The sequence below is a fragment of the Ochrobactrum sp. XJ1 genome (assembly GCF_024701725.1).
Lineage (GTDB): Bacteria > Pseudomonadota > Alphaproteobacteria > Rhizobiales > Rhizobiaceae > Brucella > Brucella anthropi.
Genome location: NZ_VDGD01000017.1, coordinates 23,262 through 36,358, shown reverse-complemented (window position 1 = coordinate 36,358; position 13,097 = coordinate 23,262). Strand labels below are relative to the sequence as shown.

Here is a 13,097-nt window from a genome sequence, read left to right as displayed (position 1 = left end):
TTTTAGACTGCGGATCATGACATCACCCCATGGGTTATGCCATGAGAGTCTCAATATCGACTGGCAATCGGGTAACGTCATCGAGCGTTTGAGTTTGATTTCTGGCTGTCATTTTTATTCTAGAATCCTGATTCAAAATGAGGAATTGTGGCTCGTTCTTCGTTAGCCGTCAGAAACGGACACCGTTTCAGTGCCTTCTTATTTGAGATAGTGAATATGAGGCCGTCCGCTATAGGGAGAAGGTTCCACACGCGCATCAATCGAGAAGACTTGCTTGAGAATATTCTCGTTGATTACTTCCTCTGGTGTTCCCGAAGCCACAATCTTTCCAGAGAGCATAATGATCAATTCATCGCAGAACATGGCGGCATGATTGAGATCGTGCAATGCAATGATAGTCGTGATCGGTAGTCCGGAAACCAGCTTCAACAAGTTCATCTGGTGCTGAACATCCAAGTGATTGGTCGGCTCATCAAGTATGAGCTCCTTTGGCGTCTGCGCCAATGCTCTTGCTATATGGGCACGTTGCTTCTCACCGCCGGACAGGGTTTGCCATTGGTCGTTCCTCTTGGCCATCATGCCGGTAAGTTCGATAGCATCTTGTACAGCTGTCTCATCCGCACCCGTCCAGCCCGAGAACATTGATCTGTGTGGAAAACGCCCAAGTCTTACAACGTCCAGGACTTTCAGACCCGCGTTTGTCGTGGCGTGTTGTTCAACAAAAGCCACACGCTGCGCGACGCTACGCCGGGCAACCGTATTGATATCTTTTTCGTCAAGCAGGACATGCCCGGAATGGGGGCGTTTTAAGCCCGCGATCAGACGCAGCAGGGATGTTTTTCCAGAACCGTTCGGTCCTAAAAGCCCCAGCATCTTTCCAGGCTTTGCTTCGAAAGACACGTCATCGATTATCGTTTTCTTGCCAATTTTCCAGACAAGATTTTCGGCTCTGATCGTCATGATGGGCGCTGAAACCGGTATAGAATGATCGAGAAGAAAGGCACGCCGACAAGTGCTGTCACCACGCCGATGGGGAGGACCTGTTGCGGTATCAACGCGCGTGAGGCGATATCGGCCAACACCATGAAGATAGCACCGACGATGGCGCAGGCGGGCAACAACCTTATGTGTAGCGGACCGACAATGAAGCGTGCAGCATGAGGGACAACGAGCCCGACGAAGCCTATCGAACCGACCATGCTGACGATGGTGGCTGTCATCATTGCTGTGAGCGCAAAGAGAACAGTGCGCGCACGGGCAACATTCACGCCGAGCGATGAGGCGGCTTCATCGCCGAAAGCGAAAGCATCCAGAACATGGGCATAGAGAAGGCAGGCGATAAGACCGCAGGTGATGACCACCGACACCAGCATGAATTCTGGCCAGCGAACGCCACCGAAGCTGCCAAGGAGCCAGAACATCACGTCACGCGCCTGCTGCGCATTGCCGGATGTGGTGACGATGTACGAGGTCGCAGCGTTGAAAAGCTGTGAAGCCGCAACGCCTGCCAGAATGGTGCGATCCGCACCGCCCCTTGTCCCATTGGAGAGGAGCGCAACAAAGAAGAAGGCTGCAAACGCGCCAACGAATGCGCCTGCTGATAATGAAACTGCGCCAGCACCGATGCCGAGGATGACAACTGTTACAGCGCCGGTCGATGCTCCAGCCGAAATACCCAGAACATAGGGTTCAGCCAGCGGATTACGCAAAAGCGATTGCATGATCGCGCCTGAAAGCGCGAGGCCTGCACCGCAAAATGCTGCTACCAATGCACGGCTCAGACGGTAATCCCAGATCACCGTCTCATGAATGCGATTAATCTCGACAGAACTCCATCCCAGGCGATTGGTTATCGCTGCAAAGGTTGTCGATAAAGGGATCGGCAAGTCGCCAATACCGACGCTGATACCCACCACGAATCCGATTGCGATAAGCGACGCCAGCAGCATTATGCTGAAAGCGCCCCAGTGCCTTAAAGACTGGCCAGAAACACTCACTTGAGAATACCGAGCGCTTTTAACTGTTCGGCGAGCTGCTCTGCACCGTAAATCGTACGGATGGTCGGGTTCATGGCTTGACCATCCATGACGGCGATGGCCTTGTTCTTGACCGCTGGCATCTGGCTCACCGCAGGGTCTGTATTAAGAAACTGAATCTTGGCTTCAGGCTTGTCGAGCTCCCAACGATTACGGTCGAGATTCGCAACAACAATCACATCAGGGTTCGCGGCGATAATGCTTTCCCAACCAAGCGTCGGCCATTCGGCTTCTGCCTTGATAGCATTCTCGCCGCCCAGAACGTCAGCGATGAAGCTCGATGCGCCATTTCCGCCGCCCAAATAAGCGTCTGCGGATGGCGATGGGCTGGAGAACCAGAATAGGTAAGAAAGTTTCTTACCGCTTGCAGGAACGCTTGCGCGCAAAGCTGCCTCGCGTGCCTTGAAATCAGAAATGAGCGCCTGACCACGATCTGAAACATCGAAAATCTGTGAGAGTTCGTCGATTTCCTTATACAGAAGCTCCATGTTCCATAGTTTGTCGCGGCTGCCATACTCATCCTTGACTTGCTCTGTACTCAGACACGTGCTTGGCGAAAGATAGGTTGGAACACCGACCTTATCGAAATCGTCGCGCTTTGCGACCTTGCTATTTGGTCCGATCAGGCTTGGAAGGGCCGCCGCTACAAAATCCGGGTTCTCTGCAAGGATGGATTCAAATGTCGGGAATTCAACGGTCAGAAGTTTCACCTTGGAATTGGCAGCCTCGAGCTGCGGTAAAACCTTGCTTGGCCAGAACGCGGTTCCCGCCATTTTGTCTTCAAGGCCCAGCAGCAACAATATTTCGGCGCTGTTTTGACCAAGGCCGATAGCGCGTTCAGGCGCCTTTTGGAATGTAACTTTCGCTCCGCAATTATCCAGTGTCAGGGGGTACTGCGTGGCAGCTTCCGCTGGGTTGTTTTGAAGAGCGAACAAGGCGACAAAACTCGTAGCGGCCAGAAGGGTTTTCATTGCGGTCACTGATAATATCCCGAATTGCGAGTGGCGGTTTGCCGTTAGCCGTGTGAAACTGGCTTCTCTATAATCCGAATGATAATTTTGAAACAAGAGTTAATTAGTCTTGTTTATCCCTTGATTGACGAAGCAGGGCACCAAGAGACAACAGATTTTGTGCTTGCGGCGAAAGAAGGTCAAAAGGGATGGCTAGCGCTCGTACTTTATAAAAACGGGAAGTGTTGTTGCCACCTCGAGAGAAGTTTTTGACTGGCAATGAAACAGACTGTCGAAAAAATGCTTCGCGTTTTCGGCAGGTTGAACTGACCTATTAATCTGTCCGTATTTACCCAAAACACCCTGGCCAATATTTAACATGACGGTTACTTATGAAGTGAATAAGAAAGAGCACTCATATAACGGATCTCAAATAAGCCGAACTATCGCAAAGTTCCATATAACAGTCATCAATCGATGCGAACACCAGTGGTAGGATCAAACAGATGCATCCGTTCGAATGAGATACCCAGTTCGACGACATCGCCCACTGCTAGCGACATTTCGCTGTCGACCACAGCCATCAATTTCTCGGATCCAACCTCAAACCCAACATGGGATTGTGCACCGGTTGGCTCGATCAAACGCACTTTCGCCGGAATGCCGCCATCACGCTTGACTTCCAGATGTTCAGGACGCAGGCCTAGCACAACTTTGCCGCTTCTATCAGTGTCGCTGTCGGGCATTTCCAGTTTCGAACCGCTTGCCAGACGAATAGCGGCACCTGATGAACTATGCTCGACCGTCGCTTCAAGAAAGTTCATGGCTGGCGAACCGATGAAGCCCGCGACGAAGATATTGGCGGGTTTTGTGTAAAGTTCCATTGGCGTGCCTTGTTGCTCGATCCGCCCCTTGTTAAGCACCACCACTCTATCGGCCAGTGTCATCGCCTCAATCTGATCATGCGTGACATAGATCGACGTGATTTTTACCTTCTGATGCAGTTCCTTGATCTCTGCTCGCATCAAGACGCGCAATTTAGCATCCAGATTGGAAAGCGGCTCATCAAACAGAAAGACAGAAGGCTTTCGCACAATGGCGCGCCCCATTGCAACGCGCTGGCGCTGGCCTCCCGATAACTGGTGCGGTTTGCGGTCCAATAGGGCCGTCAGATCGAGCATCCGAGCTGCTTCCCCGACCCGATCCCGTATTTCCGCTTTCGAGCGGCCCGCAAGTTGAAGGTTGAACGCAATGTTGTCAAAGACAGACATATGCGGATAAAGCGCATAATTCTGGAAAACCATGGCAACATCGCGCTCACTAGGATTAGCACGGTTCACATTCCTGTCGCCAATATGCAGATCACCGGATGTGATTTGTTCAAGACCGGCGATCATGCGCAGTAAAGTCGACTTACCGCATCCCGAAGGTCCGACAAGCGCAACAAATTCAGCATCCGCAATCGTAAGATCGATGCTTGGAATGACTTCTACATTGCCATAGGATTTTTGAATTGAACGAAGTTCGACCGAGGCCATGAAGTCACCCTTTCTGCCGATTGGCCGGCGAAGACTGCCGATCCGCGACGAGAACTGCAAGATCGGGTCGATCCGTCGTCAACTGACCGATTGGCTTGCTCAACCAATGTTCTAGCTCAGTTTCTGTGTTTGGCACCCAACATCCAAGCCTTGGCGTCCCTACCTCCGCAACACACTGATCCAATATAATCTCCAGCAAGGTCTTCTCGAAGGCCAGCACCGTTGCAACATCGTTGCCGCGCTTGAGCACTTTTTCAAATCCACCGAAAAACTCCGCCGAGCGCCGGTCAATCGACATCAGCAACTGCTGGTCTGGAAATTTCATACGGACATCTTCCAGCACTTCCGGCACGAAGCAGGTGAGGAAGACACGATCCAGCATATTACGCTCTTGAGCAAGCGTGATGATCTTTTCGGGCATACCCGGATAGGGCCTTCCCCGCTCGTCGATCTTGATCTCCAGCTCGAGCTCCAGCTTGGTGGGAGCGAAGATATCCAGCACAGCCGCTAGAGTGGGTATGGTTTGACCGCGGCTGTCGTTCAAGAGGACTTTTCCAAGCGCCTCTGCGCTTTGCGCTTGAACCGGTCCTCTGCCATTGGTGGTGCGATCAAGCAATGGGTCATGGATCACAACCGGCACACCATCGGAACTCAAATGTACGTCGAGTTCCACTGCATCGACATCCAAAGCAAGCAGGTTTTGAAAGCCCGCGATACTATTTTCCGCCCACAGATTACGCCCACCGCGATGACCAATGATCTTCACCATTTTTGTATTCTCCAATTGTTCATTATTTGCCACTGTCGACGAGACCCTTCACGAACCATCGCTGCATGATGAGGATCACCAGCACGGGCGGAAGCATGGTCCAAAGCGAGGCGTTCATGAGAAGGTGCCATGTCGGAAGACCATCCGACTGCGGCATGACCTGTTTCAAACCGACAACGGCGGTAGCCATATTGGGGTCTGTCGTCATCAACAACGGCCACAGATACTGGTTCCAGCCCATCAGAAAGAGAATGATCGACAATGCCACGATGTTCGACCGGGAAAGTGGAAGCAGAATGCGGAAGAAGAATTGCATCGGTTTGGCGCCGTCAATCCGCGCTGCTTCGCACAGATCGTCAGGAATTGTCAGAAAGAACTGCCTGAACAAAAATGTCGCCGTTGCTGAAGCGATGATAGGCAGGATAAGTCCAGGATAGGTGTTCACCATGTTCCAGTTCAGCTCGACCGAAATGCCGAGCCAAGCAAAGATGATATTCAGCGGCAGCGCCATATTGGCTGCTGATTCATAGGTTGGGACAATTCGCACCTCAATCGGCAGCATCATCGATATGAATATCAGCCAGAAGGCGGTCATTCGGAACGGAAAGCGGAAATAGGTGACTGCAAAGGCGGCAAGTACCGACAAAGCCAGTTTTCCGACAGTAATTCCGAGCGCGACGATAAACGTGTTCACCAAAAGCTGCCCGAAACTGATCGTTGTCAGAACTTCCAGCGAATTGAACAAAAACTGGTCGCCCGGCAGCCAACTCATCGGGACTTTCAACACATCCTGCTGGCTCAACGAACCCGTGACCATCACGAAATAAAGTGGTAGGCAAACCAACACGATCCCGATTATGAGAACGGCATGGCAAACCACATCCAATATCGGTGTGCGTTCGTTCATGATTTACACCGCATAATTGACGCGCCGTTCGACCAGGCGAAACTGCGCGAATGTGAGGGCGAGAGCGAGGATCATCAAAATGACCGACTGCGCAGCAGAAGAGCCCATGTCCAGATTGACGAAGCCATCCTGATAGACCTTATAGACAAGGATCGAAGTCGCCCCTGCCGGTCCGCCTCGTGTGGTCGCATCGATAATCGCAAATGTGTCGAACAAGCCGTAGACGAAGTTGATGACAATCAGGAAGAACAGCGTAGGCGCGATCATCGGCAAGGAAATGCGCTGGAACCGTCGAATGGGTCCCGCGCCATCGATGGCGGCAGATTCCAGGATCGAACGCGGTACGGCCAACAGGGCGGCGACGATAAAAATGTAATTGTAGCAAATGTGTTTCCACGATGCTGCAAGAATGATGAGGATCATCGCATCGGTAGTGTTCTTCGTCGGGTCCCAACCGATACCCAGCATGTGCAGTATTTGCGCGATGGGTCCGACACGGGTGTTGAACAGAAATGCCAGCATTATGCCCGCAACTGCAGGAGCGATAGCATAAGGAAGCAGCAGGATCGTACGATAAGCGCCACGAGCACGAATGACATGGTTGGTCGCGAAAGCAAACAGCAACGCAACCGAAAGCGTGATTGCATTCTGCGCCAGCGTGAACCAGAGCGTCATTTTGGCCGACATCCAGTAGGACGGGCTGGCGAGCAATGCCGCAAAGTTCGAGAAACCAACCCATTGCACTGAACCGCCAAACGGATCATTGAGCTGAAACGCCTGGATTAGCGCCCTGAATGACGGAATGAAGAAGAAGAACAGCAAGACGAGCATTTGTGGCGCCAGCAATAGGACTGGCGTTTTCCATTCTCGAAAATGCGCGCGTTTCAGGCCGCTTTCCTGCCGCTCCCCCAAAGAGGAGGGCAGATGGAAAGCTCCTCCATCTTGTGCTTTCATCGCCTTATTTTCCTGCGCTTAGCTTTTCAAAGCGGCGAAGCACTTCATTGCCGCGCATGACAGCGGAATCTAACGCTTCCTGTGCCGGTTTCTGCCCCAATGAGGCTGCCATCACTTCTTCCATAATGAAGATATTGGCCTGATTGGAGTTACCGAAGCGAAAGCCCAGAGAATTATCGGAGTTTGGCTTACGCATAAGCTGTTCAATCGCAATGGCGCGGGTGGGATGCTGTTCGAAATAGCCTTCGCTTTTCAGCGCTTCATAGGCCGTCGTCGTAACGGGAACATAGCCGGTGTTTTTGCTCCACCACACCTGAGTTTCCGGCTTTGCTAGAAAATCGAAGAAAGCGGCAGCACCTTTATATTCATCATCAGAATGACCCTTCATTGCCCATAGAGCGCCACCACCGATGACGCTGTTATGTGCTGTTCTGTCCTTTTCATGGGGAAGAAAAGTCGCATTCCACGGGAATTTTGCTGAAGCCTCCACTGCTGCATGAGACGCAGTCGATGCAATAATCGTCGAACAGGTGCCTGAGGTGAACAACTGAACCGGCTGAATTCCCTGACCCGCGATTTCCATGACACCGCTCGAAACAAGGTCATGCATGCGCTTCACTTGACGGGTCAGAGACTTGTTGAAGACAAACTCGGTATCGATGCCGTCGATGCCATTGCGCTTTGTGCCATAGGGGTAGTCGTTCACGGCAGCGTAGTTTTCTAGAAAGCTCCACTCATAGTCACCCGGCAAAACCATGGCACACTTCGAAATGCCCTTGTCATGGATCGCGTGCAACTGTTGTGTCAGCTCATCCCAGTTATCAGCTGGCTTTTCAAAGCCTGTGGCCTTAAAATGATCCTGATTGTACCAGAGGATTGGTGTTGACGAGTTGAATGGCAGAGCCTGCAACTTGCCCTTGTCGCTATAGTAAGCGGCAACCGGTGCAATCACCGTACTCCAGTCGATAGTGTAGCCTTCCTTGGCCATCAGGTCGGCGACGGGTATTACTGCCGATGAATTCAGCATGGTCAAAAATGCGCGCTCATTGGTTTGCACAATGACCGGCGCGCGCTTCGCGCGATAGGCTGCAATCATCGCATTGATAAGCTCTTCGTATTTGCCCTTATTGACCGGGACAATTTCATACTCATCCTGAGAATCATTGAACTTCTTCGAAAGTTCATTCACGCGCTCATTGAGCACGCCTCCCATCGCATGCCAGAATTCGATCTGCGTTTTTGCCTCAGCCGTTATGCTGGACAGCATTGAACAGCCCAACATTAAGGAAGCCACTAAAAGACGCTTCATCGTATCCTCCCATCTCGATCAAGTGCTTTTAGATTGAGCATACGCTCTGATAAGCGTTTGTCCAGCCCATAATTGAAGCGTCAAAATGATTACCCATATGGCCCTTTAATAAGCTTATAATTGCGCTGGGCGCGCAAGGCGATATTGCTCTTCCAAACGCGCCGTGTTTATCATACGCTCACATATCAATCATTTTCTCATGAGTCGCTCGATGGTTATCACCCCAATGAACCCTGCCTCGCTAGCATTCGATCTGGTCATTTTTGACTGTGACGGGGTGCTGGTCGACAGTGAGATCATCAGCTGCGGCGCAGTGGCCGATGTGCTGAGCAGGCACGGCGTACCGACGGACCTCAACTATGCCTTGCGGACTTTCCTGGGACGCCCGGCGTCGGCAGTGACCGATGCCTTCACGGAACAAACAAACAAGCCACTCCCCGACACATTTGTTTCAAGCTGGCGAGAGTATCTTTTTACGCGCTTTGAACAGGAACTGGTTGCCGTTGATGGAATTCTTTCGGCGATTGAAGCTATACCACTGCCCCGCTGCGTCGCCTCATCTAGCGATGAGGAACGACTTCAGATATCATTGGGGCGAACAGGTCTACTGCCACTTTTCGAAGGCAATATCTTCAGTACAACGATGGTTAGACACGGCAAGCCTGCTCCTGACCTCTTTCTTTATGCGGCCAGACAGATGGATGTGTCGGCCCCACGATGCGTCGTTGTCGAAGACAGCCCCAGCGGCGTGAAGGCTGCCAAGGCAGCGGGGATGACGGCTGTCGGATTTACCGGTGGGAGCCACTATTCGGTGCTGGACAATACTGAAACATTGCTTAATGCCGGTGCGGATCACATTTTGAAGCGTGCTGCCGACCTGCCTTCCCTACTGAGAGAAATTTCCGCCGATGGCCGATAACGACAAGCCCAGACTGGACGATGCCGCAAGAGCGGGTTGGCTTTATTATATTGCCGGCAAGACACAGGACGAGATCGCACAGATGCTGGGCGTTTCACGCCCGACGGCACAGAGATTTGTATCGCAATGCCGGTCTGAAGGGCTGATCACGTTTCGGATGAACCATCCAATAGCAAATTGCATGGAACTTGCAGGCAGGATGTCGGAGAAATTCGATCTAGCTTATTGCGACGTTGTTCCCTCGGAAGGGACTTGGCCGGAAGGCTCAATGACCGTCCCCGAAGCCGCTGCCGTTTTCATAGAGCGGCAGTTACGGTCCAGAACTGCCATTGTGATGGCGCTTGGCACCGGCCGCACTATGCGCGCCACGGTCCAGCGCGTTTCTCCACTCAACGGCTCGGTCCATCGACTGGTGTCACTGGTGGGGCATATTGGCATTGACGGATCGGCGAGCCCGTTCGACGCCTTGATCAAGCTTTCGGAAACAGTCAGCGCACAGCATTATCCGCTTCTTTTGCCGCTCTACCTATCTTCGGTGGAAGAAAGGGACGCGTTGCTGGCGATTGAGCCGGTGAGGCGCGTCCATCAACTCGCATCGACTGCCGATCTCTGGGTGACGGGGATCAGCGATCTGGCGGCGGATTCGCCACTTGCAAAGGAAGGGTTTCTGAGCCGCGATGAGCTTTTTGAACTTAACAGGCTCGGAGGCGTTGGCGAAATTTGCGGCTGGGCATTTGATATCGATGGGAAAATCGTCGAAGGTGCCACGAATTTGCGTATCACCAGCGTTGCGCCGCAGATCAATGTGAGCAGACAACGTATTTGCGTGGCTTCAGGTGAAAGGAAAGTGCAACCATTGTTGTCTGCGCTCCGCGGCAACGTAATCAACGGACTCATTACCGATGAAAACACCGCGATGAGTTTGCTGGCCCGATAATCCAACACCTTAATAAAAGCCTCGTTTGCATCGGTTCGACATATCCCTGTCGTCGGCGCTCTCACATTGTTTAGGGTTCTGGCGCGCCGGGACGTGTACGTTAGAGCTGGTTCCAAAAAACGGTTGGTAAGTTCAATCCACGCCATCATCTCTCCATCCAAATGCTCGCCAGCAATATGAACGACGGCTTCTCCCAACTAATCGCTACTATTCTCTGCGGTGCAGGATTGTTTCTATCCATGCCACATTGACGGTCTGCTGCACAGATCAAAGAAGGCCTGTCGTAGCAATACGTAAACAAGCTTGATACGAATTTTGACTGGCAATCATCGCATCGCGAGAGTTCCTGGTTGGCTGACAGTCCTGTTCCATTCTATACGACGAAGGCTGTTTTGATATGCCGGCTTTTCACGGCACAATAGATCAGAGCGCAAATAATCGTCGATCAATCATCCTGCAAATCATTTGATAAACGGTACTACTCTTGCGCCTCTGCGGATGATAACAACTGTCAAGGATCATCAGTTGTGAAAATGGTATGGCTCTGAAATCGGCTACCCTTAAGGATGTGGCGGCACTGGCGAATGTATCGCGCGCCACGGCTGCTCGTGCACTCAACAGTTACGGCTATGTTGGTGATGAAACGGCGCGGAAGGTTCAGGCTGCTGCGGAGAAACTGGGATACAGAGGCAATCGGTTGGCTCAGGCTCTGCGCAGCGGGCAGTTGCCAATTATTGGCTGCGTTCTTGGCGACATACAGAATCCGTTTTTTGCAAAAATAGCCCATGATGTTGAAGTGCTGGCGCGAGAAGAAGGGCACAATCTCATCATTGCGAGCAGTGAAGAACAACTGGATCAGGAAAAATCACTGCTGGCCAGCCTTCAGTCATTGAGCATTCGCGGTTTCATCGTGGCGCCGACATCAGCCGAAGACAGTTCGCATCTGCAACGTCTTATAGACGAAAACGTACCCCTGGTCCTGATTGATCGCGCAGCGCAGGCTGTCGAGTGCGACAGTGTTGTGGTCGACAATGAAGGCGGCGCGCGCAAGGCCATTGAATATCTGATCGAAATGGGACATCGTGATATTGCGCTTTTGCAGGATGATGCACGCATCTTCACATCACGCGAGCGGTTCAATGGCTATAAGACTGCGTTGCTTGCCCATGGCATCGAACCCAGTGAAAAATTGATCTGCGTTGCACAGTCGACGGTTGAGCATGCCGTGGATGCAACTATCCGCCTGTTCAGTCAAAAAAAGCCTCCAACGGCACTTTTTACCGTCGACAGTTTGATGACGCAGGGAGCGCTTTTAGCATTCAGAGCAATGGGAATATCGATTCCCCACGATGTCTCTCTGATCGGTTTTGATGATTTTAATCTGGCGACTTTTACCGATCCACAGATCACAGTCATTGCCCAGCCCGTCTCTGAAATAGGTCGTGCTGCTGGCCGGCTTCTGCTTGAAAAAATAGCAGGCAAAAAGAGACCGCCGGAGAAAATAAGCTTTGAAACCAAGCTGATAGTCCGAGGTTCGGTCAGCCGACGATGAGCCGACGAAGCTTGATCTTGGGCCTGCAAAAAAATTTCTGAAACCTACTTGCCACAGGAAAAATCTTGTGTGCTAAATATATGTGAGATCGATCTCACATTGTCTCAACGAGTTTCAGGCGCAAAACCGGTTCGGGCTTTTCTCGAGTTTTTAACTGCGCAAATGGGAAGGTAGTAATGCTCAACTTCGATAAAGATCGCTTTGTGAAAATACAGGGCGGCGCGGTCGCAATCGCAGAGGATGTGCGCGCTTTGATGCGCAGGCTGCTCGACGATGGCATAGAGCGCATTTTGTTCATGGGAACTGGTGGCGTACAGTTTTTGACCGAGCCCGCAATCGAGATCGCCCGCAACGCAACTGTTTTCCCGGTGTCATCAGCGTTTTCCGCTCAGGTTGTTCTAGAGGCGCCCGCCGGGTTGGACGATAAAGCTCTCGTAATCCTTCCGTCGCTGTCCGGGACGACCAAGGAAAGCGTGCAACTTCTTGCATTCTTGAAGAAGAAAGGCGTGAAAACGCTGTCACTCACTGGTCACAAGGATACACCCTTGGGCCTTGATGCCAATTACAACTTCACCAATTTTGCAGAAGACGACACTTCTTCGGAATCGTTTTACCTGCAGACCCTCTTGATCGTGCTGGCGCTGCTGGCTGAACGCGGTGAATTTCCAGAATACGACGAAACCGTCTCCGAGTTGAAGCGCCTGCCGGAACTACTGGTTTCGGTGAAGGAGAACTTTGAAGAAAGCGCAGCCGCGCTCGCGCAGGAAATAAAGGGCGAGAAGTATCATATCTTTACCGGCGCTGGCACGGCGTGGCCAGAAGCTCACTATTACGGCATGTGCATTCTCGAAGAAATGCAATGGATCCGCACGCGTCCGGTTCATGCTTCCGACTTCTTCCACGGTACGCTCGAACTGGTTGAGCCAGGCGTCAGCCTGTTCATATTCAAGGGAGAGGATGCATGCCGTCCTTTGACGGACCGGGTCGAAAACTTCGCAAAGCGCTACACGGATAAGGTTCGTATTCTAGATGCCGCTTCTGCCAGCCTTCCAGGCATCTCCCAAAAAACACGCAGCCTGATCTCTCCAATCATCCTGGCAACCATGCTGGAACGTTTGAGTGCTCATCTGGAAGTGCTGCGCGACCACCCGTTGACGACGCGGCGCTATTACAAACGTGTCGAGTACTAAGAGCCGTCCCCGATCCGGTTCCGCCGGATCGGGTTC

12 protein-coding genes are annotated in these 13,097 nt (G+C 52.0%); 4 read left to right on the top strand and 8 right to left on the bottom strand.

All coding sequences use genetic code 11. The annotated features are described in order from the left end of the window. Window positions 1-198 precede the first annotated feature (198 nt). The 8 genes from FG152_RS23440 to FG152_RS23405 form a co-directional block, all read right to left on the bottom strand. On the bottom strand, window positions 199-960 hold the full coding sequence (locus FG152_RS23440; RefSeq protein ID WP_036586964.1) for an ABC transporter ATP-binding protein: 762 nt from the start codon (window positions 958-960) through the stop codon (window positions 199-201). Beyond that, window positions 957-1,949 carry a FecCD family ABC transporter permease gene (locus FG152_RS23435; RefSeq protein WP_210271836.1) on the bottom strand — a complete coding sequence of 331 codons (993 nt, stop codon included), beginning with the start codon at window positions 1,947-1,949 and terminating at the stop codon, window positions 957-959. The genes FG152_RS23440 and FG152_RS23435 overlap by 4 nt, the downstream gene beginning before the upstream one ends. 44 nt (window positions 1,950-1,993) lie before the next feature. Further along, window positions 1,994-3,016 carry an ABC transporter substrate-binding protein gene (locus tag FG152_RS23430; RefSeq protein ID WP_036586968.1) on the bottom strand — a complete coding sequence of 341 codons (1,023 nt, stop codon included), beginning with the start codon at window positions 3,014-3,016 and terminating at the stop codon, window positions 1,994-1,996. A 440-nt stretch (window positions 3,017-3,456) separates the two neighbouring features. Further along, window positions 3,457-4,524, bottom strand: a complete 1,068-nt coding sequence (locus tag FG152_RS23425; RefSeq protein ID WP_036586969.1) for an ABC transporter ATP-binding protein — start codon at window positions 4,522-4,524, stop codon at window positions 3,457-3,459. A 4-nt stretch (window positions 4,525-4,528) separates the two neighbouring features. Further along, window positions 4,529-5,293: a glycerophosphodiester phosphodiesterase family protein gene (locus tag FG152_RS23420; protein WP_036586970.1), complete on the bottom strand. Its 765-nt coding sequence runs from the start codon at window positions 5,291-5,293 to the stop codon at window positions 4,529-4,531. A 22-nt stretch (window positions 5,294-5,315) separates the two neighbouring features. Next, window positions 5,316-6,200, bottom strand: a complete 885-nt coding sequence (ugpE, locus tag FG152_RS23415; RefSeq protein WP_036586972.1) for a sn-glycerol-3-phosphate ABC transporter permease UgpE — start codon at window positions 6,198-6,200, stop codon at window positions 5,316-5,318. Window positions 6,201-6,203: 3 nt separating this feature from the next. Next, window positions 6,204-7,154: an ABC transporter permease subunit gene (locus FG152_RS23410; RefSeq protein WP_043062508.1), complete on the bottom strand. Its 951-nt coding sequence runs from the start codon at window positions 7,152-7,154 to the stop codon at window positions 6,204-6,206. Between the two features lie 4 nt (window positions 7,155-7,158). Next, on the bottom strand, window positions 7,159-8,463 hold the full coding sequence (locus tag FG152_RS23405) for an extracellular solute-binding protein (protein WP_043062507.1): 1,305 nt from the start codon (window positions 8,461-8,463) through the stop codon (window positions 7,159-7,161). A 211-nt stretch (window positions 8,464-8,674) separates the two neighbouring features. On the opposite strand from FG152_RS23405, the gene FG152_RS23400 reads away from it, so the two are divergent. The 4 genes from FG152_RS23400 to FG152_RS23385 all read left to right on the top strand — a co-directional run bounded on the left by FG152_RS23400 (window position 8,675) and on the right by FG152_RS23385 (window position 13,061). Further along, the gene (locus tag FG152_RS23400; protein ID WP_051517823.1) at window positions 8,675-9,382 is read left to right on the top strand and encodes an HAD family hydrolase; all 708 of its coding nucleotides are present in this window, start codon (window positions 8,675-8,677) and stop codon (window positions 9,380-9,382) included. Further along, window positions 9,372-10,319 (top strand): sugar-binding transcriptional regulator, encoded by a 948-nt coding sequence (locus tag FG152_RS23395; protein WP_036586973.1) that lies wholly within the window; start codon window positions 9,372-9,374, stop codon window positions 10,317-10,319. Before FG152_RS23400 ends, FG152_RS23395 begins: the two co-directional genes overlap by 11 nt. Window positions 10,320-10,857: 538 nt before the next feature. Further along, the gene (locus FG152_RS23390; RefSeq protein ID WP_036586974.1) at window positions 10,858-11,871 is read left to right on the top strand and encodes a LacI family DNA-binding transcriptional regulator; all 1,014 of its coding nucleotides are present in this window, start codon (window positions 10,858-10,860) and stop codon (window positions 11,869-11,871) included. Window positions 11,872-12,047: 176 nt separating this feature from the next. Further along, complete coding sequence (locus tag FG152_RS23385; RefSeq protein WP_036586976.1) at window positions 12,048-13,061, top strand: SIS domain-containing protein; 1,014 nt, start codon at window positions 12,048-12,050, stop codon at window positions 13,059-13,061. The last annotated feature ends 36 nt before the right edge of the window (window positions 13,062-13,097 follow it).